Below are 25,062 nucleotides of genomic sequence, written 5' to 3' on the forward strand. Positions count from 1 at the left end.
TCTGTCCTTTAAAATTTATTCAACCAAAGAGAGCGAAATTTTATTTCCTTTTTGCTCGCTCACACACACTTTGACCTGATCACCTACATTTAATGGAGTTTTTATCTTTGAGATATGAAGCAAACCATCAATGCCATCTTTTAGCTCGATAAATACACCAAAATCAACCACACTCTTTACGGTTCCTAAAAACTCATCACCGATATTAAAATTTGGTTTTGAACGCTCTTTGTCGTGTTTAAACGGCTTTTTGCCAAATGAACGTCCATTGTCTTTTGAAGTGATAGAGATGATGTAATCTTTTGCGGCATCAACATTTTTCTTTGCACCACCTGCGATTTTAACTTCACCTTTTTCTCTATCAAGATCGATTGAAACTTCAAATTTCTCAATGATCTCTTTTATGGTTTTTCCAGCTTGTCCGATGATGTCTACGATCTTGCTTGGATCAACACTAAATAGTTCAAGCTTTGGAAGCACATCTTCATTTATTTTTATATTTTTATCCGCTTCTGCCATCAAAGATAAGATATGCTCTCTACCACGTTTTGCTTGATAAAGTGCCTCTTTTAGCACTTCTAAACTAATGCCACCAAGCTTAATGTCCATCTGAAGTGCTGTGATACCATCACTTGTACCTGCTACTTTAAAGTCCATGTCGCCGTCATGATCTTCAAGTCCCATGATATCTGTTAGCACTGCATGCTTATCGCCTTCAAATATTAATCCCATAGCGACACCTGCAACAAGTTTTAAAGTATTTACGCCAGCTGCTCTAAGTGCGAGCGAGCCACCGCAAACGCTAGCCATCGAGCTTGAGCCGTTGCTCTCTAAAATTTCTGAAACGACTCTTATTGTATATGGAGAAGCTAGATCGATACTTGGTGCAAGGGCACGTTTGGCTAAATTTCCATGTCCAAGCTCACGTCTACCAGGAGCTTTTAGTGGGCTTGCCTCACCTACGCTAAAGCCTGGGAAGTTGTAGTTAAACATAAATTTCTCTACAAAAGGTACTTTTTCAGTGAGGATGTCATACATTTGAGCATCACTATCAGTGCCAAGAGTAGTGACAACTAGAGCCTGTGTCTGTCCTCTTGTAAAGAGGCATGAGCCATGCGCATTTGGAAGCACATTTGTTTCGATACTAATAGGTCTAACCTCTTCAAGCCCGCGTCCGTCGGCTCTAACGCCCTCGTTTATGATCTGCTCTCTTACTATTTTCTTTTTATATTTACCAAGGACATTTGAGATGACGGCCTCGTCCCAGCCCTCTTTTTGAGCTACCTCATCGCTTGAAATTTGTTTAGCGATCTTGCTAAGTTCGCTCGCTCGCTCGCTTTTTGCCATTTGATTGATCGCGTTTTTGACTTCAGCTTTATAAAATTTATCGATATAAATAGCTATATTTTCATTTTCTATCTCAGGTTTTAGCTCAAGCGTAGCGTCCTCTTTTTTATGCTCTTTGAAAGCTTCTTCGTAAGCACTACTAGCTCTTAATATCGCCTTACCAGCAAAATCAATCGCTTCAACCATCATATCTTCGCTAAATTCGTTCATTAGCTGTTTTTGAGCCATGCTATCACTTAAGCTCGGATCTATCATCGGCTCGATCGCAACCATCGGGATAAGCTGCGTAGTTTGCTGAGGCAAGCTTCTCATCTCGATCATCAAAAGCTCATCTTTTGTACCAGCTACATAAAGATCTATCGCACTTTGTTTTAGCTCAGAGTTGCTTGGATTGATCACAAATTTTTCATCTATATAGCCAACTCTCACGCCACAAACTGGGCGATTTACAGGGATGTCGCTAAGATATAGTGCAACTGAAGCCGCATTTAGGCTAACAACTTGCAAATCAACCTCAGGATCAGCTGAAAGCACCATTACAACTATTTGAGTTGGATATGCGTAACCTTTTGGAAAGAGCGGTCTAAGAGATCTATCGATGATGCGAGCTGTTAGCGTTTCAAAGTCGCCTGGCTTTGTCTCGCGCTTAACATAACCGCCAGGAATTTTTCCAGCGGCGTAAGCTTTTTCGATGTACTGCACCGTTAGAGGTAAAAAATCCTCCTCAACTTGTGTGTCTTCTCTGGCAACAGTTGCTAAAACGACGGTATTTTTTACCCTTAAAAGCACTGCTCCGCTAGCTTGTTTTGCTACTTTATTAAGGTCAAAAATTTCAACCTGATTATTGACTTCTATACTATATTGCATTATTTTTATCTCCTTGTTGTTTTTGTAACGGCAAATAATAAGGGCTCTCTTCTAATATTGACATGATACGCTCACTCGTAGCTTCGATCTTTTTCTCGTAATATGAATCCACATCGATAAAATCGACTATCTTATTTATCGTGTAAATTTCATCGACCATATCATTTAAATTTGTAAAGACATCAGTAGCAATCACTGGCGTTGCGTATGAGATGGATTTTACCTTCACATCAAGCAACGTCTTTATGCAAATGAGTGCCGTCATACCAGTCTCGCACCCCTCATCGATTAGTAAAATATTTTTATCTTTTAGCTCTCCTATCAAATTTCCTTTTCGGTATTTATAAACATTTTTTAAAATTTTCTCTTCATATTTTCTATGTGCTTCGCCGTAAATATAGTCATAGCTTATACCAAAAGCTTTTATAAGTTTATCATTTAATACTATATCTTCTGTCTCGCTAACTATTGCAACGTCGCATTCGCTATTATTTGGCGCAGGTATTGGCTCGCTAAAAAGCATCTCGTAGCTTAAATTTAAACTTCTACAAACTGCATCTGTGAGTATAACTGACTCAAGCGACATACAAACGATTATCGTCTTTTTATCTACGAGCTCTTTTTTTGGCAAAATTTCAATTAGTTTGCTAGCTGCTTCTAATTGATCCTTAAATTTAGCCGTTATCATTTAGTTGGCACTCGATTTTGTGCTGCTTTGCGAAAAGTCATAGTGCAAACCGCCCATTGGATAGAAATTTATCGTGAAATAGATACCATTTTTTCTAGTTGACGCTGAGCCGTTTATTGTTGTTGTTGGCTCTACATCTTGTTGATAAATTATCCCGTAATTCCAGCATTTTCTTTGATGAAGCACACCAACTCTCCAGCTTTTTGTGTAGCTTCGCTCAATATCATATTGCCAGCCGCCAATAAGGCTGTATTGATGAGGTAATTTTACTCCAAGACCGCTTGTAAAATAGCTATCTTTTGTTGCGCTATTTTTTATTTTGCTATCATTTTTCTTCATAGTGTGAAGCATATTTAGCCAAAATAAATCATTTGTGTATGAAAATCCACTTTGTATCTTTTTAAGCTCTTTGCTCTTGTGTGAATACTCAAGCTTATTATAAAGGCTTAAATTTTCAAATGGATATAGATAGATAGCATTTTTTAAATTCGAATATTCATCTTCTTTTGTGTAATATCCTTGAGAAATACTATGTTTTATAATCTTTCTACCATTAGAGTTAAAGAAATACTGAGTCAAATAACCAGAAATTTCTTCCTTACTCTGCTCTTGAGTCAAGAAATTTTCATACTCATTTAGATTTTTATCATAGATAAACTCATCATCTAAATTTCCTTTTCTATAGCCTGGTAGTAGGTATTCAGCTCCAAAATTTAGAGTGTGATAAAAGCTTTCATACGCTTTTGCAAGGTCAGTGTGAAGGGCAAATTTATGGTAATTATTTACAAAATTTGTATGCTTATCTTCTCTTTTATCATCAAATGAATTTATCTTATTCTCGTAATTTATTCTTGAAGCGTATAGGTACTCGTAAAATGAAAACGTTAAACTATCATCAAGCAGTGGCACATGCACTGAAGCTGGAAGTGTAAATTCATACTGAGTCGCTCTAACGCCTATTTTTCTATCATATCTATGTGACTGAAGATCGAGTGAATATAAGATATTTGGCAAGACAATATCATCTGTAAATTTATGATACTGAAGCGATGGAAGCTCTTGAAGCGTGTCTTTGTTCTCATTTTTTGAGCCAATTTTTTCAGTATCTATGTAGTATTTTGCATAAGCACCAAAATAATGATCGTCACTTGCGATGAAATAGTTAAATTTAGAAGTTACAAGCGAATCATAATCATCATCTCTGCCCTTTAAATTTAAATAATCTATATCATTTAGCTTCGTTGCATCTATCCAAATTCCCTCTTGTAAATCTGCTTCGCTAAGGTATCTTATAAGCTTATCTCTTTCGTATTTTAGTCCAATGCCTTTATGTGTTTTATTTTTTAGTTCGGCCTTATTTGAAGTCTCTCCTTTTTGCTTGGCTTGGTAGCTGTTTTTATCAGTAAATGAGCCAAAGCTGATTTCGCCCCTTGAATCAGGCGACTCAGTAAATCTAAACGCACCATAAATTCCAGCACCTCTGTTTGTTCTTATCTGCGGATCAAGCTCGAAGTCCCACTCATTATAAGGTGCAAAATAAATCGGCTGCTTGTAATAAAAACCTTCAGATTTTCCGTATCCAAGCTCAGGCGGCAAAAGACCTGTTCTTCTTGTGGTATCTGTTGAAAAACCAAAATATGGCAAATAAAAAACTGGCACATTAGCTATACGAAAGACTGGATTAAAAAGATGTAAAAATTTGCTTTGTTTATTTAGCATAGCTGAGCTTGAGGTGATACTCCAGTCAGGATCTTGAACATTACAGCTTGAAACCATCGCTTTTTTTACTCTATAGTACTCACTGTCAGAGCTGCTCTCATCGCTTCTCATCCATACTTCCATGTCTTTATTCATCATAAAAAGCGATTCAAAAGCAGTGTCATTATTTTTTAAATTTAGCTTTGCATAGTTTGAGCGAGAGACTTCACTTTTGCCCTTCATCATATTGACGTTACCAAATAGCTCGATAACCGAATTATTTTGATCATACACAGCACAATCAGCTGTCACAAGATAATCTTGTGAATACACAACAACATTTTTATTAGCCGTTACGATGCCTTTATCTTGCTTTACATCATCAGCCAAAAGCTGCACATCTTGCACAGCTGCACTTAGATTTAAAATACAAACCGGAACTAAAAATAAAATTTTACGCATTTATCACCACTGTTTTTGCTATTTTGTCTTGCCAAGTCTGCCTAGCTGAATTTGCAAATGCCCATGCAAAACCAAGATAAAAACAAGCTTCGCTAACCAACCTAAAAATCGCTCTTACCAAGCTTGAAATAAAATTTGGTCTATCTAAAATTTCTACATTAATGCACATCGTCTTTGTTAGCATTTGCCCAAGACTCGCACCATAATACCAAACAAAAAATGCATGATATATAATCTTTAATGCGACTATTTGCCAAAAGAAATTTAAAGTCAAATTTCTGGCTTCATCATAGCTCATAACCGACAAAAAGGCATCCCAGTAAATGATCAAAAACAAAAAAGAAACGATACATTCATCAATTGAATAGGCTAGCACTCTTTTTGAAAATGGTGCTAGCGAAATTTCTTCTTTTTCAAGTTTTTCAACTATCTGCATACTCATTTTAATGCCTGCCAGGCAATATCTTTTCTATAATGTGCTCCGTCAAATTTTACATTTTCGCAAAGCTCATAAGCTCTATCACGTGCCTCTTTTATACTCTTCGCAGTGGCCACGCAGACTAATACTCTGCCACCATCTGCATAAATTTCTCCGCCTTGCTCACTAACACCAGCATAAGCGATGTGAGCATCTTTTACATCATTTAAAACTGAAATTTTAGCTTTTGGACTACTTTTATACGGATAGTCCTTACTAGCCATTACGACACCAACTGCAAATTCATCTTTTAAACTAATAGGCTTTAGTTCGCCCTTTGCAGCATTTAGTAAAATTTCGCTTAAATTTCCGTCAATTAATGGCATCAAAACCTCGCACTCAGGATCGCCAAACCTCACGTTAAACTCAAGCACATAAGGCTCATTTTTCACGATCATCAGTCCCACAAAAAGTACTCCACAAAACGGACTGCCCTCGTTTTTCATCCCATTTAAAGTTGGCTTTACAATCTCTTCTTCGACCCTTTTTATAAGTTCTTTTGAAGCAAGCGGACTTGGAGCATAAGCACCCATACCGCCAGTATTTGGACCTTCGTCATTATCAAGCAAGCGTTTGTGGTCTTGTGCCACTGGCAAGCTTACAAAATTTTCGCCGTCACAAATAGCAAAAAAGCTCAGCTCAAAGCCATCTAAAAACTCTTCAACCACCACAAATTTACCAGCCTCGCCAAAGCTGGCTCCGCTTAGCATGTCACTAACTGCCTCTTTGGCCCCCTCTTTAGAGTTTGCGATTATAACGCCTTTTCCAGCACAAAGGCCATCGGCCTTTACGACCATCGGCGCGCTTAGGGTATCAATAAATTTAAATGCTTTTTCTTTATCGTCTGTGTTTAAATATCTTGCAGTTTTTATATTATTTCTAGCTAAAAAGTCCTTCATATAGGCCTTGCTAGCCTCGAGTCTAGCAGCTGCTTTGCTTGGTCCAAAGATGAGCAAACCCTCTTTTTTAAATATATCCACCACGCCTTCGCTAAGAGGTGCTTCAGGTCCCACGATAGTTAGCTCAATACTATTTTTTTTAGCAAATTCAGCTAGTTTATGAAAGTCTTTTATGTTTAAATTCTCGCCAAGGCGTGAGGTCGCACCATTTCCAGGCGCAAAGTATAAATTTATATTTTTTTCGCTTTTTAGTTTTAGAGCAATGGCGTATTCGCGGCCGCCACTTCCTATTATGAGAATATTCATTTCATCTCCGTAAATTTAAAAAACCCGAGTGGGCGTCGCATAGAAGAGTGGCCCATAAACAAAGCCAATCTTGCAAATAGATGGATACCAAACGGTTGCAACTTCTCGCCTTTTCAGACTCAAACGAAGCCACATCACAAGGCACCCATACCTTTTCGCTAACAAAAAAGTGTTGGACCCCGTAAAATGCTGACTCGCTTCACTCAGGCTTAGAAATTATATAAATTTTTTGCTTAAAATAACGTTTTGGCAAGTGCGATACAAGCGTTTATATCTTGATTTTGGCTTACTATTGGCTTAGTAAATTTTAACTCTTTTGCGGTAACCCTTCCGATGCTTATCGTCTGATAGCTCTCGTCCCAGCCAAAATTACTAAGGAAATTTCTTACATTTATCGGAGATGCAAATATCAAAATGCTACCCTTTGGCGGTTTTAGCTCTATTTTACAATGGTTTAAAACGTTTTTATAAGCAACAATTGCTTTTATATTTACGCCACCATCTTGCAAAATTTCCAAAAAATTTGAAGCGCTATCTTTACCTTTTAGATAAAGAACCTTTTTGCCCTTTAAAAGTGGTAAAATTTCTCTTGCAAAGTCATCCCCGTGAGCATTTTGCCCAGTGTAAATTTGAGTAAAACCGAGCCCCTTTGCAGCCGCCGCACAGCCACTTGCTATGGAAAAAACTGGCAAATTTTCTAGCGCGCTGATCTCATTAAATTTTAAAGCATTGAAGGCATTTTTTGAAGTTGCTACAAGCAGGTCAAATTCACTCAAATTCAGATCAAATTTTAAAAATTCAATCCTACTAACACTTAAATTTATGACGCTCTCATCAGCAGTTTTTGTGTTTGAGACAAGATAAATTTTACGCAACTCTTTTTAACCTCACAAATGATGTAAAAGCAAGCAACGTGCAGGCTAAAATGACAATAGATGTCGAGTAAAATATATCGCCAAGCCCAACTAGTGGCGAGACAATGCCTCCTAAGAAAAATGGGCAAAATCCAAGCACCGCCGAAGCCGAGCCCGCATACTCCCTACCCTCATTCATCGCTAGTGAGGAGGCTGTTGGCAGGATAAATCCCATAAAAAGCAGCAGCAAGAAAAATGCGATGATGACGCCGACCACTTCAAATTTAAAGCAAAGCATGAATGCTATTAAAATACTTGCAAACAAAATACCAAATACGCCTGTTTTTAGGGCTTTTCGCTCATTTAGCAAGCTCGCTAGCCTAGCTCCTATGACTATGCCTAGACCATTTGCCGCAAAACAAAAGCTGTAGCTTACTGGGCTTAGCGAGTAAAAATCCTGAAATATAAATGACGATACCGCGATATAAGCAAACATCGCGCCCATCGCAAATGTCTGAATGCTTACGAAAAGCATAAATTTTTTCTTTCTTAAAATTTTGCCAAAAACACTATAAGTCACTAGTAAAGGCATTTTTAAGCGATTTGACTGACTTAAGCTCTCTTTGAAATAAAAATTTGCGATAAAAAGCAAGATACCAATGATAGTAAGTGCCATAAAGATGCCACTCCAGTCGGTAAATTTAAGTAGAAAACTACCGCCAATTGGTGAAAGTATCGGAGCAAGGCCATTTACAACCATCATAAGACTAAAAAATTTAATCATTTCATGACCCTTATAAAGGTCGCTCACAACAGCCCTTGAAATAACCAAACTGCCAGCACTTGCTAGCCCTTGAATGATGCGCATAAAGATAAAAAACTGGATATTTTGTGCAAAAAATATAAAAATCGTACTTATCGTATAGACGATGAGTGAGATGGTAAGGGGCAGTTTCCGGCCAAATTTATCGCTTATTGGACCAACTATGAGCTGACCTATGGCTAAGCCTGCCATCGATGTCGTGATCGTTAATTGTGTAGCTGTGACGCTTGTTTTAAACCACTCAGTAATAGCCGGAAGTGCTGGCAAATAAAGATCTGTCACAAATGGTCCAAAGGCAGAGAGAGCACCTAAAAATAGCAACAAAAATAGTTTGGAATTTTCTTTTTTCATAGTTTTTCTTTAAATTTTAAAAGAGATTATATTATGACTTTGCTTTTTAGGTTATTAAGGGTAAATTTAACGTGATTTATAAAATGTAAAAGCCCTAAAAATAGGGCTTAGTATTACATTTTGTCTTTGGTTACGATTAAGAGCATTTTAAATTTATCTTTTATCTTTAATCCGTGTGGTATTTTGCCTGGTAACACGATGGTATCGCCTTTTTTGATATCAAAATGCTCATCACCAATAGTTAGCTTCATCTCGCCATCAAGTGCGATAAGTAGTGCATCGCCTGGAGCTGCGTGAGTTGAGAGCTCTTGGTCTGTGTCAAAACTAAGCAGCGACATCGAGCCGTTTTCGTTCTTTACGAGCGTTTTGCTCACGATTTTGCCTTTTTCGTATTCGACTGCATCAACTAAGCTAAAAATAGCTGCCTTAGGTAAATGATCTATCATTAAATCCTCCTTAAAATCTATTAGTAAATATTTTGTTTTCTTTGTAAATTTGAGTTTTCGCCAGGTTTTTGCCTCGATAAGGCAGGCTTCATCGTACCCAAGCTTCATCTGCTTTTTGCCATACTCGAGCTGCGCTTCGCCGTCTATCACCCAGGCAAGGCTATCTATAAAAAGCATCTCGTGGTCTAGCTCCTCACCTTCGTCAAATGCGTATATATCGACGCTTGCATTTTTATTTTGAAAGAGCCTTTTACTAACGACGCTTTTTTCAACTATATTTGTATCTTTGGTGAGACTATAAATTTGACTCATTTTATATCCTTTTTTGCAAAATTATAAAAGGTTAAGAACTAAATTTCATTGACCAATGTTAATAAAAAGATAAAATATATCCTAATTAAAACCAATGCGTATAAAGAAGTTCCATTTACAGAAAATTTCATAAAGGGATTTTTGTGTCTACTCCCACTCAATAATTACCATATCATATTTGTTTCTTTTATTCTATAACGGTATCTTTTTAGTTTCTGTTTTTAATATGCGTAACCCGACTTCCTTGCCATAGTTTTGTAAGCTTCGTTAAGTACTGATCCAACACCCATTTAATGGAATTTCTTTTCTATGCCAATTACAAAAATATCTGCGCAATCCTTGCCGGTTGTATTAATACAACAAAACCAACCGACTCATCATTCATATGGCAAGCAAGAAAAGGCTTTTACCGTGAATCACGAATATACTCTTCTGTGCTTTCTGGTATTCCAAACCATTCTGAAAGGTCATATAATATTTCTTTTGACACAGCTTACTTTTCTAATTTATCTTCAACTTCTTTTATTTTTATATCAATTTACTCTTCCACAACTTCTATACTTTTAAATGTATACCTTTGTTTCTTAAATTTTCTATGCAATCAGCTAGATATTCGATATTGTGCTCTTTGTAAATTGGACTGCTTATAATTTCCTCTTTAAGATTATCGTACTTTTCTGCTGTCCTTCCTCTATAATTTTTATCTTTCCATTCCGCAGAAACTTTATATCCTCTTTTTTCCATCTCCTCCATAACCAATACATGGTAAATAAAAAGATGGTACGGAGAATATGAAAACACATAGTCCACAGTTTTATGTTTCTTTTTCCATCCATTGCCCCTCAGAGCACAACATTCCCTATGTTGCCCAAGAAGCTGACTTTTGGGCAATAAGTGGATAAGTTTTTCATGCCATAGTCTCATATTTTTCTCCTGTTAACAAGGTTGATTTTTCTAAATATTCATTAGGGTATTTCTTTAGTAAAGTGTTAATGTATTCAATTACAACCTTCTGACTATTTTCCCCTTCCATATATCCATTTAATATATCAAATAATACCTGTTTTTCAATCGTACTTGCGTCTTTTTTAAAATATCCCCATATATGAAGAATGGCATTACTAAAATCTTTTTTGCTCTCCTTCATATCTCTTGTTTCCTGTATTTTTTCATTTAGCCATACAACATCCAGTTCTTTTTCCCTCAAATACGCCCTTATCTCCAAATATGCTTTATGCGATTTGCTTAGTACAAAATATTTATTTTTTGCCCATAACTCTTCACATTCTATTCTTGTATCTTTGTGTCTCATGTTGACGCTTCTTTCAAAAAATTCAAACCAAAACAAATCCCATACAATGTATCACCATTTAAGCATTTATTAATAGCATTTAAATTTTTGTTTAGGTAAGGTATAAATGAATATCCTGCATTATTAGTATGTTAAAGTGGGCTCAGATACAAATAATTTTTATTACTATAACCTATTCAAATTTATTAACCGCTTTTTCCACAAAAGCCTCCCAGCAAAATAATGGGAGGCTCTCTAAACAATTTATCTAAATTTAAAACTCTCTTTTAAACCTACTTTTTCTCATTTTTAGTATAAAAAGAGCTTTTTGCTTCCGTAAACCGTTGCAATATTGTATCTTCAATGATTTTACAGCAAAAATATTTTTTACTCTATTCCCACTCAATAGTTGAAGGTGGCTTACTTGAGATATCGTAAACTACGCGGTTTATGCCGTTTACCTCGTTTATGATGCGGCGGCTTACGTTTTCAAGTAGATCATAAGGAAGCCTTGAAAAACTTGCAGTCATGCCATCGCTCGCATCGACCACACGCACACAAACAGCGTTTTCATAAGTACGGTTATCCCCCATAACACCAACAGAATTTACATTTAAAAGTACGCAGAACGCCTGCCAAGTTTTGTTATACCAGCCACTACTTTTTAGCTCATCGCGTAAGATCACGTCCGCTTTTCGAAGTAGTTCTAGGCTTGGTTTATTTACTTCACCCATTATGCGGATAGCAAGGCCTGGTCCTGGGAAAGGATGGCGGAATACTAAATCACGGCTTAGCCCAAGCTCAAGACCTAGCTTTCTAACCTCATCTTTAAAAATTTCTCTTAGCGGCTCTATTAGCTCAAATGTCATCCAATCAGGCAACCCACCAACATTGTGGTGGCTCTTTATCGTCTTACTTGAGCCAACTACGGAGCTTTCAATAATGTCGGTATAAAGAGTGCCTTGAGCTAAAAATTTCACATCGCCGTGCTTTTTAGCCTCTTGCTCAAAAATTTCTATAAAGGTCTCACCTATGATCTTGCGCTTTTTCTCAGGATCAACCACACCAGCTAAGCGACCAAGAAAGGTCTCGCTCGCATCTATGCTAACTAGCTCAACGCCAAGCTTTGTTCTAAATGTAGCTTCAACCTGCTCTCGTTCATTCGTTCTAAGAAGTCCGTTATCAACAAAGACAAGGATCAAATTTTCAGGTACAGCAGCCGCTAAAAGTGCCGCAGTCACAGAGCTATCCACACCACCGCTAACTGCACAAAGCACCTTATGAGTGCCTACTGTTTTTCTTATCTCTTCTATCTTATTTTTAGCGAAGCTTCCCATGTTCCATGTGCTCTCACAACCGCAGATATATTTAGCGAAATTCTTTAAAATTTGCGTACCGTATTCGCTGTGTTGCACTTCTGCGTGAAACTGGATCGCATAAAATTTGCGTTTATCATCGCCAAAAGCACAATAAGGCGAATTTTCACTAATAGCGATCACTTCAAAGCCCTCTGGCAAGTCCTTTACATAGTCACTATGACTCATCCATACGATTTGTTTTGAAGGTGTATCTTTAAATAGCTCATGCTCTTTAATAACGTTAAGCTCTGCTTTGCCATACTCTTTTTGATCAGCCGCTAAAACCTCAGCCCCATGTGTGTGAGCAAGTAGCTGCATGCCGTAGCAAACGCCAAGTATAGGGATATTTAGCTCAAAGACGCCGTTATCGCAAAAATAAGCATCTTTAGCATAAACGCTAGCTGGACCGCCACTTAAAATGATACCTTTTGGCTCTTTTGCCTTTATCTCACTAAGCTTTGCATTAAATGGCAAAATTTCAGTATAGACGCCCTCTTCTCTTAGCCTTCTTGCTATTAGCTGAGTGTACTGCGAACCAAAATCCAAAACTATAATCGTATTGTTCATTTATAACCTTTTAAAAATAGATATGAAAAATTTCAAACTGCACATACCAAACAATGATCGATACGATATATCCTAAAACCACCATCCAAGCGTATTTCATATGTGCACCAAAGGTATAAATTCCTTTTAATTTACCCATTACTCCAACACCAGCTGCTGAACCAAAGCTGATCATCGAACCGCCGATACCAGCAGTTAGTGTCACTAGTAGCCACTGACTCATCGCCTCGCCTACATCAGCTCCCATTGCTGGATTTGCTTTTAAAACAGCTGACATAACAGGGACGTTATCAACGATCGCTGAAAGGAAACCAACTCCGATATTTACAGCAGTTGAGCCAAATTTATCATAAAGTGATACAGCGTAATTTAAAAATCCAGCAAAATGAAGAGCGCCAACTGCAGCTAAAATTCCAAAGAAGAAAAATAGTGTGTTGTTTTCGATCTTTGACATATAGTGAAATACATGCATTGGCTCTTCATTTTTGTGAGCTTTTTTGAAATAGTAAGTATAAAGACTAAGTAGCGAGAAGCCAAACATCATTCCCCACATCGCTGGCAAGTGGAAAAGCTGATGCATCATAACTGCACAAAAGATAGTAAATGCACCTATAAAAATAACCGCTTTACCGCCCTTTTTCATAACCACTTTTGGCTCGTTTGCCACATCAAAATGCGGTGCAGTACTTGGCACCACGCGAGAAAGTAAAAATGCCGTTACAAACCAACCTACGATAGATGCTGGAAAAAGTGCGAAAAAGTCGACAAATGGTGCTTTTCCAGCAGCCCAAGCCATAAGCGTAGTGATATCGCCAAATGGACTCCATGCTCCACCTGCATTTGCTGCAACGACGATGTTTATCGCACCAGCAACTAAGAAATTTGTATTATTTCTATCTATTGTTAGAAGAACGGTTGAAAGAATAAGCGCTGTTGTTAGATTATCAGCTACTGGACTTATAAAAAATGCCAAAATACCAGTTAGCCAAAACAGCTTTCTATAAGTATAGCCTTTTGATACAAGATTATATTTAAGTGCATTAAATACGTCTCTTTCGATAAGTGCTTCGATAAATGTCATCGCCACCATCAAGAAAAATACGATCTGAGCAATCTCTAAAATCAGGTGATTTACCTCATGTTCAAGCGAATGCACATCCATGCCATTTATAAGCATATAAACACCGATAAGTAGGAACATAAACGTGCCGATAAAGATAGCAGGTTTTGCTTTGTCGATATGGAAATTTTCTTCTGCTGCTATGAAAAAATATCCAACAACAAAAATTATAAGCGATAAAATTCCTGCCCATGTAGTAGTTAAGTCAATAGCTGCGGTTTCTCCATCAGCACCAAAAGCCATCGCGAAAAACAAGCCTAGAAGTCCAAAAAACCTCATTATACTCTCCTTGTAGAATAAAAAATCTTGGTATATTACTTAAATGAGCCTAAAAATTAGGTTAGTTAAAATTATTAAGCTTACATTACATTTTTATTTAAATACGAAAATTTACTAGATTTTGTTTATCTTGTCAGTTTTCTTTTCTTTTACGGGAGCATTTCCATAAAATGGATCATCTTTATAGCCACAACCGCTAAATGCAAAAAGAGTAAAAATTAAAATAAAAAATGATAAGATAAGCCCATGAAAAACGCTAAATTTTTGATAAATACTATTCACGAAAATCCTTTGTATAAAGAAAAATTAAGCATGGCAAATGAGTGCCAACAGCTTTTAGAGCTTATGGGGAAAGCAAAACGATTTTATATAGCTTTTTGCTACGTTAGAGAAGGTGTTTTGACCTTTGTTCTTACTCATCCCACTGGGCTTTTAGAGCTTAGGCGTGATAGTAGTATAAATGATATAAAAAGGTTATTAAAAACCTTTTGCAAATTTAATAAAAATAGCGTTTTTAACAGTATTCTTGCTCCAAAGCCTATTAACGAAATCAACTATACAAAAAACAAAAAAGAAGAAAATATAAGATTTGTCGTGAGCAAATTTTTAAAATTTTTTAATCAAAAAGAGCAAAGTGCCATCTTTTATGCGCCAGCTAGCAAAGGCGAGTTTAAAAATTTAGCAAAAGACGAGCAAATACACCAGAAATTTGAAGAGCTAAGAGAAATTTTGCTCAAGAAAAATGAGCAGGCAAGATGCTAATAGACGAGATAAGAACGCTTCCAAACGAGCCTGGCGTATATCAGTATTTTGACACGCAAAATAGGCTCTTATACGTTGGTAAGGCCAAAATTTTAAAAAATAGGGTCAAAAGCTACTTTAAATTTACCCCAAGCCTAGCTCCGGCTGAAAAACTAAGCCCAAGAATTTCAAAGATGATAAGCGAAGCTGTGCATCTTGAATACATCGTCACACCAAGCGAAGCAGACGCGCTCATACTTGAAAATTCATTCATAAAGCAGCTTAAGCCAAAATACAACATCTTGCTTCGTGACGACAAGACCTATCCTTATATCTTTATAAATTTAAATGATGATTTTCCAAGATTCGAGATCACTAGAAAAGTAGTAAAAGGCTCGAATATCCGCTATTTTGGGCCATATTTTAGCGGAGCTAGCGAGCTGCTTGAGGCGCTTTATCTAAATTACAATCTCGTTCAGAAAAAGTCCTGCATCAAAGGCAAAAAAGCCTGCCTTTTTTATCAGCTAAAACGCTGCTATGCCCCGTGTGAAGGTAAAATTTCAAAAGAAAACTACGCTAAGATCGTAAACGAAGCTATCGCGGCCTTACAAAATCCAAATTTGCTCATCGCTCGCCTTGAAGAGCTCATGCTAAACTACGCCAGGGCCGAAGACTACGAGCAAGCAGCCACGACTAGAGATAAGATACAAACACTTAAAAACATGCAAACAAAGGTTGAAGTTGATCTAGCCAAGCTTGAAGACTTTGAGGCATACTCGGTCGCTTGCGCACACGATATGATCTGTGCGGTGAGATTTAGTGTGCAAAGTGGCAAGATAACAGGCGTAAAAACTGACATCACGCAGGCCAAAAATGCTCAAAAAGATGAGATAAACGAAGCTTATAAGCAGGCTATTTTAAAAAGCTTCATAGCTGGACAGCCGATAATTAGCACCAAAATTTATGTGCATGAGAGCTTTGAAGATAGTGAGCTGGTGGAGGAAATTTTAAACGAAAGATTTGGGCGTAAATTTAGCATCACTTGCCCTAAAATAGGTGATAAGCGTAAAATTTGTGAGATCGCTACAAAAAACGCTGAAGTTAGCATCGAAAAATATCTAAAAACGCACGATAACGTGCTATTAAACGAGATAAAAGAGTACTTTGACCTAGCTCACACGCCTTACGTGGTCGAGGCTTACGACAACTCACACCTTTTTGGCGAGGCAAGTGTCGGAGCGATGGTGCGCTACGAGCATGGCGAGTGGGCAAAGCAAAACTACCGCCACATGCACTTAAACTCCAAAAACGACTACGATCAGATGAAAGAGAGTTTGACAGCCAGAGCGCTTAGATTTGACAAGCTTAGCCCGCCTGATCTTTGGGTGATTGACGGGGGCGAAGTGCTTTTAAACTTAGCCTGTGAAATTTTAGCAAGCAGTGGCGCAAACGTAGATGTGATAGCCATTTCAAAAGAGAAGATCGATGCCAAAGCTCACCGCGCAAAAGGCGAGGCGAAAGATAAAATTTACACAAAAAATGGCAGCTTTAACCTAAGCACGAGCGATAAAAAGCTACAGTTTTTCCAAAAAATGCGTGATGAGAGCCATAGATTTGTCATTAGCTTTCACAGAAAAACAAGGCAGAAAAACGATATGCAAAGATCAATTCTAAAGCAAGCTGGCGTATCCGAGGGCAGTATCGCGAAATTAATCAGCTTTTACGGAAGTTTTGATAAAATCAGCGAAGCGAATTTAGACGAAGTGGCAAAAATAACAAATAAAAGCGTAGCAGAAAAGCTTGCAGTACTCAAAGAAGGAAATTTGAAGTGATAATATATGATGAAAATTTAAAAATATCTGCGATAACGCAAGATTCACTTGAGCTATTAGGTTTTGATAGTCTAGATGATTTTTTGTTGCAATACAAAGATATAAGTGAGCTAGTCATAACAAGCCAAGAAAGCACAAACTACAGCTTCTTAGAATTTTTACAAAATACGAAAGATAATAGCGCTAGAGTAAATTTAAAAAGAAAAGATGGTGGTGCGATCTTACTAGAAGCGAGATTGCAAAATGCTATTTTAAAAAATGGTGAAAAATTTTTTATCGTGCTTTTAGAGAAGCAAGACATAATAAACAACCAAAATCTAATAGCAGCAGTAAAAGTAAAACCTACACTAAGACTGCCTGTTTTTAAACTAAACGCATGGTATCTTTTTGATACACAGACACAATCACTTATCGATGATTCCTGGTTTGAAACATCGCTTAAAATACTAAATTTAAATAAAAAAGATTTTGCATCCTATTTAAATATATTTTTGCACAACGCAAGAGAAATTCTTATCCAGATCCAATCAGCCACAATCGCAAAAGACGAGATAATGCTCAAAAAATACGTAGATGAGATAAGAGAAGCTGCATTAAATTTAAAGCTTAATAACCTTGCAAATGAGCTTAACGCTTTTTTAGATAACAATCAAAATGGAAAAATGAAAGAGATGTCTCTTTTTACCAAAAGACTAATTGAGATAGAAAATATCGTCAAAAAATATAGCAAAAAGAGTATCCATGAAAAATAATAAATTTTATATATTGTTAGCGCCAATAATAATTTCAGCGATCTTTTGCGCATATAGCGGAAATGAAAGCTATAAAAAATTCACAGATCTAAAAGATCTAAATGAAAAACTATATAAACAATCCTTAGTATTTCAAACTATAAAATCTGTAATACAAGAGCACGATACGCTAATAGGCAAAAGCCAAGAAGATATAAAAAGGTTGCGGGATAACACATTAAAAAATACACAAAAATTTATAAATTCTATAAGAAAAGACGATCGCACTGAGATACGAAATATAAATAAATTAAAAGAATTGCTAGCAAATATAAATCAAAATGATAAATTTGATGAACTATTTTACGAATTTTTCCAAAATATAAATGGAGAAATAGATAGCGATTTTAAACAAGACTTAGACCGAGACTTTCCGCTTATAATAAAAGCTTATGCCGCAACTTTAAGTAAAATTTACAATCAACTCTCTTTAGCAAACAACACTAAATACTACGTAAAAAATATCTTTATAAATGGCCCTTTATTTTCGATAAACAATAATGTGAGAGAAAATATATATTCCGTAAAAGACAACGCGCCAAATCTTGATATGCTTCCAAAAAGTGAGCTAAAAGAGAATATTTATAAAGACTTTAACCAGTTTGAAGCCAACTATCAAGCTAAAAAAATAAGAGAAGCTAAAGCCAAGATCGCATTTTCTGAAAAACTAAATATCGAAGATATTATCTTAATCAAACAGTATGAAGATGATAAATTTATACTTTTATTAGATAGTGCCATAAACATAAAAAATGAGCTACTAGAACTTACCGAGAGCGAGAAAATAAGCTATGGTATAAAGACCTTTTTTGAGTTTTTGCTTTGTGGCTTGCTCATTTTATCTTTGCTTAGCATTTCTGCTAGGTTGAAATTTTTAAAGACACTTATCGATAAGTCAAAATACATATCAAACTATATCCTATCATCAAAAGAGACAAGTGCGGATAATGCGATATCAAAGCTCATAAAAACTTATGAAGATCTAAAAGAAACCTATATAAAAGATAGCAGCTTTTTTCAGATAAAAGATAGATATATTTTATCAGTGAGCAAGAAGCTAGAGTCCATTAATAAAGAAATTTTTACATCGACTGCGGCTTTAAAAATAGAAACAAATAATAGCAAAAAGCAAGTATTTATAGATACGATAGAAAAAAATGCAAATATCATGACTTCGCTTTATAACAATGCTAAAAATATCTCAAATGTTAAAAAATATAGCGAATGCAATAAAACCGAGATATTTGATCCTCAAAAAAGCTTTGAAGAAATTTTGCAAGCAAATATTGTCTATTCGCAAAGCAAAAAGATAAATTTTATAAGCTACCTTGATCCAAGCCTTGCAAATGAACTAGAAGGAAATCTAAATTCATTAAAAACCGCATTTAACTCTATCTTTTTGGCATCTTTATCAATGTCTTTAAGACATCAAAATATTATCATCGCTATCAAAAAAGTTCAAAAAGAGTTTGATAGAAGTGGACTTTGTTCTGTAAGCTTTAGCATAAAAAATAGCTCAGCTGCCATGAGTGAAAAGCAAATTTCAGATATATTTTCAGATGATGAGAATAGCTTAAATAATGATGAGAGCGAGTTTTATCTAAAAATCGCTCAAATTTATTTAAAAAATTTAGAAAGTAAGCTGGAGATTAACTCGTTTCCAAGTATTGGCAATGAGTTTAAATTTGTAGTCATTTTTAAAACAACATCAAACTATAAAGACTTTGATATAAAATGCAATCATAAATTAGCATTCTTGCAAGATGTAAATGTCGCTTACAACGAAGCTTTTGAGCAGACTACAAAAGACCTTGGGCTCAAAGTAGATATGCTAACAAGCACTAGTCCATCTATTACAAAAAATTATGATGCTATATTTTTAAGAAACACCAATAAGCAAGGCCAAGATATTAAAAATCCGCTCATTTTAAAAGATCCGCTAACTCCGTTAAGCATCACAAGGCTACTTTGCTTAGACGAAGCTGATATTATGAATAAAAATTTAAACGATAAACCAAAAATTTTGATCTGCGATACTAATGAAATTTACATAGATATAACAGCAAATGGCTTTAGTAAATTTAACTGCGAAGTTGTTGGAGTTTGTAATAAAAAAGATCTAAAACAAGCCATAAAGCAAGGCGATTTTGACCTTATCTTTGTTGGCTCGAAATTTTTCGAAGCTGAAAAAAATAGCCTTCAAAAAAATCTTGATCTTATAAAAGCGGCCATACAAAATGCAAAAATTCCAATTATACTAATGCTTTCAAATACTTCAAATATAGATGGAGACAGCGTCAAAGAATACTTCAATGCCTATATAAAAACGCCAATAAATAGCGACGAACTGGCTCAAATTTTTAGAAAATTTTTGCCAAATTTTGGCGAGATTGCAATAGATGAAAGCTATCTGGCAAAAAGCGAAAATATTATTTTATTTAAGAAATCACCAATGGAAAATAAAATATTTAGCTCAGCTTTAGGGGAATTTTACAACACACTTGAAACCACAAATAGCTTTGATGAGCTATTAACAAAGATAAAAACCAAAACTTACGGTATCGTTCTTATAGATGAAAACGTAAAAGGCTTCAACTACGAAGAGCTAACAAGAGTTGTTGATAAGATAAGACAAAGCCAAAAGGTTGATACAAGAGTGCTGATATTTGGCGCACAAGAAAGAAGTGAATTTTCTTTTGTAAAAGTGTTAGCCAAAAATATCACAAAAGCAGAGCTTTCAGCTACAGTAAGAGAGCAAATCGATTCTATGGGCACTAGCTATGCTAAAAGCTCTTATGAATTTATTAAGTTTAACGCCTAAAACTCTTTTGCGTTATTTTTAAATACATTTAGCACGCTTGCTCGCTTATGACAAATTTCGGCGTATTCTCTTTCGCTCTTTGAGTCATAAACTATACCAGCTCCAGCCCCCACAAATACATCACTAAATCCATTTTCACCTGGCACAAAGATGGCTGAGCGAATAAGAATAGCAACCTGAGCATCGCCATTAAAATGTAAAAATCCAATGCCGCCGCCATAGATATTTCGCTCAGAAATTTCAAGCTCATTGATTATCTGCATAGCTCTTATTTTTGGGGCTCCGCTTAGCGTGCCAGCTGGGAAAATACTAGCTAAGACGTCAAAAAGATCAAGCCCTTTGGCGCACTTGCCATAGACATCACTTACGATATGAATTACTTTTTCATATTTTTGGATATGCATCGCATTTCTTACAGCTACACTTTTTGGTTCTGAAACCCTGCCAATGTCATTTCTAGCAAGATCAATTAGCATCTTGTGCTCAGCCAGCTCCTTTTCGTCACTTAAAAGCTCATTTTCAAGTGCCGCATCTGCATTTGCATCACTTCCTCTAGGTCTTGTGCCCGCAATTGGTGCCACAAAAATTTGCCCACTTTTCATCTCAAAAACAAGCTCTGGCGAAGAGCCAACCACATCGCCATAAGGTGTAGGAAAATGAAACATATATGGGCTTGGATTTGTAAGTGAGAGCTTTTTATAAAATTCCAAACTGCTCATATTCGTTGAAATTTCAAGCAATTCACCAAGCACCACCTGAAAGACATCGCCACTTCTTATATACTCTTTTGCTAACTCAACCATATCCTCAAAGTGTGTCTTTTCTTTACCAAGATCAGTTTTTATACTAAATTTACTCTGCTCTTTGCTTTTACATTCAACTTTCGCATCAAGCAAAAAGTCATAATATTTATTCTTATCTCCATAAAATGTATAAATTTTACTCATCTTGTCAAAGTGCAGATAGGCCTTTGCATCGGCATAGATAAATTTTGGAAATTCATACTTTTTAGCTTTCTCTTCTCTGATATATTCAAAATATCTCACACCATCATAAGCAAAAACACCAAATAGACCTGCAAATGGAGCTAAAGATTTATTACGATTTGTATCAAAATAACTTCTAAGCCCATAAAAATCCATATCCTTTTCATCGATGTATTCACAATCAATGCCTATAATCGTTTGCGTCTTATCCTCGGCTAGGTAGCTATTTTTAAATTTCTCTCTGATTGCTTCGTAATAAAAAAGTGGTTGTTCTAAGAGCATTTTTTTCCTTTAAATTTTAAATGATTATAAAAAAAGTTCGCTTTTAGTTTTTAAAATTTTTATCAAATTTCTAAATTTATGCCCAAATTTCACCTTTTTACTATTTTTTTAACACCGCTTGGCTAAAATTTGGCACTCGTAAAAGGAAATTTATGCTTTTTGTTGAACTTTTTATAATTGGTATCGGCGTTGGATACATCGCTGGCTTTTTTGGCATCGGTGGCGGCACAGTCGTTGTTCCTATAATGGTCGCCTTTGGATATGACGTGAAAACAGCTATTGGTATAAGCGTCATGCAGATGATATTTAGTGCGACTTTTGGCTCATACCTAAACTATAAAGCTGGGCTTTTAAAACTAAACCGCGGCGTATTTTTAGGTCTTGGAGGATTGGTCGGAGCTAGCTTTAGTGGCATAATCGTATCTCATACACCTGAGCTCTTACTCGAACTGCTCTTGCTTGCAACTTTTATCTTTTCACTCATAAAACTATACTTCACACCAAATAGTGACGGTACAAATGCGAACAACTCAGTGTTTTTACTATTTCTAGTTGGTTTTTTCATAGGTGCACTTGCCATTAGTATAGGCATAGGCGGTGGGGTTTTTATAGCTCCTATTTTAGTTGGCTTCTTGCGCTATGATATGAAAAAAGCCGTTTCAATAGGAGTATTTTTCGTGATGTTTGCAGCCATTTCAGGCTTTATCTCACTATCTTTAAACGGCCACATCTCTTATTTAGAGGGTACATTCCTAGGACTTGGCTCACTAATAGGAGCTTACTTTGGCACCAAGAAAACACAAGCTATGGACAAAAAAGCACTTAAAAAGTGGTTTTTACTCTTTTATATTTTGATGATAACTCTAATCTTAAAAGATATGATATTTGGCTAAATCAAAAATTTAAGGCTAGGCTAGCTAGTCTTAAATTTCTTCAAAAAAGTAGGCTTCGCTTAATTTAAAAGCAAGCTTATCTAGCTCATCTTTACTTAAATTTACGCTCTTTGCGATATCTTCTAAACTAGCTTTGCCATCAAATTTTAAAGCGGCCTTGATCTCTTCATGGCTTAAATTTAACTTGCCATTTAGCTCATTTGCCAAAGAGATAACTGGCGAGCTAGCATTTAAAAAATACTCAAGATACGCAGCAGTTCTAGGCTTTAGTCTAGTTTTGCCGGGCTCATAGATAAGTGCTGCAAGTTTTGAAGAAGAAATTTTAGTGTTTTGATCGTTTAAAATTTCAAGCAGTCCCACAAAAGCTTCATTTGCATTCTCACCAAGTGCCGTTTTTACTTCGCTTAAATTTAAGCTTTGTGGATAGCTTTTGCTTAAAATTTCTTGCGTTTTAGTCCTTGACTGCTCACTAAAATATGCAAAATAAATCCTATCAAGCTCACTCTCTCCAAGCACTGCATCAAAGTCCTCAGCACCACCAAGCCTCTCCTTGTGAGCGATGAGACTTTTTCTAAATGATCTATTAAACAAAAAGTCGTTTAGTTGCTCTTTTTTGATGCGAGAGTTGTAATTTTGCTCGATATGTGCATCAAAGCGGTAAATCCCAGTTGAGCTTGCAAAGATATCATTTAGCGAAGCGTCTATGACGTAGCAAAGTCCGTGCTTGTCGATATGTTTAGCAAATTTATGAAAGTAGATTGGCTCGTTGCTTGCCTCTAAAAAGTCATGCAATATATAATAATCATTGCCCTTTGCGATGATACCTTGTAAGAAATTTAGCTGTGTTAGAAGAAGCTTCATGCTATCTTTGTATACGACATCACTTTGGTTTTGCAGGCTAAATTTCAAATAATCCTGCAAAAAATTTAACTCACCTTTCACATGAGCAAGTGCTTCTTTGCTGTCGTTGCCTGAACTTACAAAAAGCATAAAATCTCTTAAAATATCAAGGCTCTTCCAGCCAGGATAGGTATTATACGAAACATAAGCGATGCCATCCTTGCTAAGTAGTGCCTTAATCGTGGCAAGCAGCGCATCTCTTACATTTGGGCTCACCCAGCTATAAACACCATGAGCGATAATATAGTCAAATTTTCCAAGCTCTTTTATATCGCTTTCGTTCATGTGCAAAAAATTTCGCTCAAGCAGAGTAAAATTTTCTAAACCTATCTGCTTTGCTACTTTGTTACCTTCAGCCACTTGATGGCTTGAGATGTCGATACCAACGACTTTTGCATTTTTATGTGAAATGGCAAATGGCAAGATGTTACCGCCATATGATGAGCCAAGCTCAAGCACTCTAGCCTCTTTTAGGCTAGCTGCTTTAAGTCCCAGAAATTTAGCAACCGCTTCTATCCTAACTGGCGAGCAGTCGCTAAATGCAGCCGAGAAATAAGGAATTTCATCGTAAGCTTTCTTTGTTTTATTCATCAGCTATGTTTTCTTGCAAATTCTCTCATAAACTCACCAAGTTTCTCAACGTCGCTTTGGCTAACGGCGTTGTAGATAGATGCTCTTATGCCACCAAGATGTCTGTGACCTTTTAGCCCTAGCATGCCCTCTTTTAGTGCTTCTTCGACAAAAACTGGCTCAAGCGCATGATCTTTTGGTATCGTAAAGCTCACATTCATATCTGACCTGCTTAATTTTTTGGCATGTCCCACGTAAAAGCCATTTGAGCTATCTATGATGTCATAAAGCGTGCTTGCTTTTTTCGCATTTATCTTCTCAACCTCGGTAAGTCCGCCAAGATCTAGTAGGTGCTGCATGGTTAAATTTAAAAGATAAATTCCAAAAGTTGGCGGTGTGTTATAGAGTGAGTTTGCCTCTACGTGCGTTTTGTAGCGCAAAAACATAGGGACGTTTTGGCTGCTCACGCGATCAACTAGGTCTTTTCTTAAAATGACGATAGTCACGCCGCTTGGACCTGCATTTTTCTGAGCACCACCGTAAAGCAAGCCGATACTGCTAAAATCAAGCGGTCTAGCGAAAAAGTCGCTCGAAGCATCGACAACAAGTGGAGATTTTGTCTTTGGCATAGCCTTATACTGCGTGCCGTAAATCGTGTTGTTTGAGCAGATGTAGGCGTAGTCGGCATCGTCACTAAATTTCACATCAGGGATGTAAGAGAAATTTTCATCCTCACTGCTTGCTACGACATCTACATTTACGCCAAGCACTTTTGCCTCTTTGATCGCCTTGTTTGTCCAAACGCCAGTGTTTGCGTACTGCGCCTTGCCGCCTTGGCATAAATTCATTGGTATCATGCTAAATTGCAAGTGTGCGCCGCCTTGCAAAAATAAAATTTCATACTCATCGCCGATGCCGTAAAGCTTTCTTATCTTCTCCATCGCGCCAAAATGGATCTCTTCAAAGGTCTTGCTTCTGTGGCTGATCTCCATGATCGAGTAGCCCTCGCCTCTGTAGTCGGTAAATTCGGCCTTTGCATGCTCTAAAACGCTTAGTGGTATCGCGCTTGGACCTGCGCTAAAGTTGATTTTTCTACTCAT

The 25,062-nt window shown here is 36.5% G+C and carries 21 protein-coding genes; 5 read left to right on the forward strand and 16 right to left on the reverse strand.

The features are described from left to right. Window positions 1–15 precede the first annotated feature (15 nt). The 13 genes from CYP43_RS01575 to CYP43_RS09455 all read right to left on the reverse strand — a co-directional run bounded on the left by CYP43_RS01575 (window position 16) and on the right by CYP43_RS09455 (window position 14,428). Complete coding sequence (locus CYP43_RS01575) at window positions 16–2,214, reverse strand: polyribonucleotide nucleotidyltransferase (RefSeq protein ID WP_103582256.1); 2,199 nt, start codon at window positions 2,212–2,214, stop codon at window positions 16–18. Then, a complete protein-coding gene (locus CYP43_RS01580; protein WP_103582257.1) occupies window positions 2,204–2,902 on the reverse strand; it encodes a sodium:proton antiporter in 699 nt (232 codons plus the stop codon). The genes CYP43_RS01575 and CYP43_RS01580 overlap by 11 nt, the downstream gene beginning before the upstream one ends. Next, window positions 2,903–5,062, reverse strand: a complete 2,160-nt coding sequence (locus CYP43_RS01585; RefSeq protein WP_103582258.1) for an LPS-assembly protein LptD — start codon at window positions 5,060–5,062, stop codon at window positions 2,903–2,905. Beyond that, window positions 5,055–5,504 (reverse strand): RDD family protein, encoded by a 450-nt coding sequence (locus CYP43_RS01590; protein ID WP_103582259.1) that lies wholly within the window; start codon window positions 5,502–5,504, stop codon window positions 5,055–5,057. The genes CYP43_RS01585 and CYP43_RS01590 overlap by 8 nt, the downstream gene beginning before the upstream one ends. Next, window positions 5,501–6,745 (reverse strand): phosphoribosylamine--glycine ligase, encoded by a 1,245-nt coding sequence (purD, locus tag CYP43_RS01595; RefSeq protein WP_103582260.1) that lies wholly within the window; start codon window positions 6,743–6,745, stop codon window positions 5,501–5,503. Before purD ends, CYP43_RS01590 begins: the two co-directional genes overlap by 4 nt. Before the next feature lie 233 nt (window positions 6,746–6,978). Beyond that, complete coding sequence (locus tag CYP43_RS01600; RefSeq protein ID WP_103582261.1) at window positions 6,979–7,620, reverse strand: uroporphyrinogen-III synthase; 642 nt, start codon at window positions 7,618–7,620, stop codon at window positions 6,979–6,981. Continuing rightward, window positions 7,613–8,773, reverse strand: a complete 1,161-nt coding sequence (locus CYP43_RS01605) for a multidrug effflux MFS transporter (RefSeq protein WP_103582262.1) — start codon at window positions 8,771–8,773, stop codon at window positions 7,613–7,615. The genes CYP43_RS01600 and CYP43_RS01605 overlap by 8 nt, the downstream gene beginning before the upstream one ends. Window positions 8,774–8,886: 113 nt before the next feature. Beyond that, window positions 8,887–9,531: a cupin domain-containing protein gene (locus CYP43_RS01610; RefSeq protein WP_103582263.1), complete on the reverse strand. Its 645-nt coding sequence runs from the start codon at window positions 9,529–9,531 to the stop codon at window positions 8,887–8,889. Window positions 9,532–10,086: 555 nt separating this feature from the next. Further along, entirely contained in the window at window positions 10,087–10,455 is a 369-nt protein-coding gene (locus CYP43_RS01615) for a TIGR02328 family protein (protein ID WP_103582264.1), read from the reverse strand. Further along, the gene (locus CYP43_RS01620; RefSeq protein ID WP_103582265.1) at window positions 10,439–10,843 is read right to left on the reverse strand and encodes a YbgA family protein; all 405 of its coding nucleotides are present in this window, start codon (window positions 10,841–10,843) and stop codon (window positions 10,439–10,441) included. The genes CYP43_RS01615 and CYP43_RS01620 overlap by 17 nt, the downstream gene beginning before the upstream one ends. 371 nt (window positions 10,844–11,214) lie before the next feature. Next, window positions 11,215–12,747: a glutamine-hydrolyzing GMP synthase gene (gene guaA, locus CYP43_RS01625; protein WP_103582266.1), complete on the reverse strand. Its 1,533-nt coding sequence runs from the start codon at window positions 12,745–12,747 to the stop codon at window positions 11,215–11,217. Between the two features lie 10 nt (window positions 12,748–12,757). Then, on the reverse strand, window positions 12,758–14,146 hold the full coding sequence (nhaD, locus tag CYP43_RS01630) for a sodium:proton antiporter NhaD (RefSeq protein WP_103582267.1): 1,389 nt from the start codon (window positions 14,144–14,146) through the stop codon (window positions 12,758–12,760). 114 nt (window positions 14,147–14,260) lie between these two features. Further along, window positions 14,261–14,428, reverse strand: a complete 168-nt coding sequence (locus CYP43_RS09455; protein ID WP_167496277.1) for a hypothetical protein — start codon at window positions 14,426–14,428, stop codon at window positions 14,261–14,263. 9 nt (window positions 14,429–14,437) lie between these two features. Here CYP43_RS09455 and CYP43_RS01635 point away from each other — a divergent pair, with 9 nt between their 5' ends. The 4 genes from CYP43_RS01635 to CYP43_RS01650 are packed head-to-tail and all read left to right on the forward strand — an operon-like array spanning window position 14,438 to window position 20,331. Beyond that, a complete protein-coding gene (locus CYP43_RS01635; protein WP_180998626.1) occupies window positions 14,438–14,908 on the forward strand; it encodes a hypothetical protein in 471 nt (156 codons plus the stop codon). Then, complete coding sequence (gene uvrC / locus CYP43_RS01640) at window positions 14,902–16,719, forward strand: excinuclease ABC subunit UvrC (protein WP_103582268.1); 1,818 nt, start codon at window positions 14,902–14,904, stop codon at window positions 16,717–16,719. Before CYP43_RS01635 ends, uvrC begins: the two co-directional genes overlap by 7 nt. Then, entirely contained in the window at window positions 16,716–17,471 is a 756-nt protein-coding gene (locus CYP43_RS01645; RefSeq protein ID WP_103582269.1) for a hypothetical protein, read from the forward strand. The genes uvrC and CYP43_RS01645 overlap by 4 nt, the downstream gene beginning before the upstream one ends. Next, the gene (locus CYP43_RS01650; protein ID WP_103582270.1) at window positions 17,461–20,331 is read left to right on the forward strand and encodes a response regulator; all 2,871 of its coding nucleotides are present in this window, start codon (window positions 17,461–17,463) and stop codon (window positions 20,329–20,331) included. The genes CYP43_RS01645 and CYP43_RS01650 overlap by 11 nt, the downstream gene beginning before the upstream one ends. On the opposite strand, the gene CYP43_RS01655 is transcribed toward CYP43_RS01650, so the two are convergent. Continuing rightward, window positions 20,328–21,599 (reverse strand): anthranilate synthase component I family protein, encoded by a 1,272-nt coding sequence (locus CYP43_RS01655; protein ID WP_103582271.1) that lies wholly within the window; start codon window positions 21,597–21,599, stop codon window positions 20,328–20,330. The genes CYP43_RS01650 and CYP43_RS01655 overlap by 4 nt on opposite strands. A 152-nt stretch (window positions 21,600–21,751) precedes the next feature. Between CYP43_RS01655 and CYP43_RS01660 the strand changes: the two genes are divergently transcribed. Beyond that, window positions 21,752–22,492, forward strand: coding sequence for a sulfite exporter TauE/SafE family protein (locus tag CYP43_RS01660; protein WP_103582272.1), 741 nt, complete (start codon window positions 21,752–21,754; stop codon window positions 22,490–22,492). A 30-nt stretch (window positions 22,493–22,522) separates the two neighbouring features. On the opposite strand, the gene CYP43_RS01665 is transcribed toward CYP43_RS01660, so the two are convergent. Together CYP43_RS01665 and serC are read right to left on the reverse strand one after the other, a co-directional pair. Further along, the gene (locus CYP43_RS01665; RefSeq protein ID WP_103582273.1) at window positions 22,523–23,983 is read right to left on the reverse strand and encodes a class I SAM-dependent methyltransferase; all 1,461 of its coding nucleotides are present in this window, start codon (window positions 23,981–23,983) and stop codon (window positions 22,523–22,525) included. Then, window positions 23,983–25,062 carry a phosphoserine transaminase gene (gene serC, locus CYP43_RS01670; RefSeq protein WP_103582274.1) on the reverse strand — a complete coding sequence of 360 codons (1,080 nt, stop codon included), beginning with the start codon at window positions 25,060–25,062 and terminating at the stop codon, window positions 23,983–23,985. The genes CYP43_RS01665 and serC overlap by 1 nt, the downstream gene beginning before the upstream one ends.

This window comes from Campylobacter concisus (genome assembly GCF_002913045.1).
Taxonomy (GTDB): Bacteria; Campylobacterota; Campylobacteria; order Campylobacterales; family Campylobacteraceae; genus Campylobacter_A; species Campylobacter_A concisus_AP.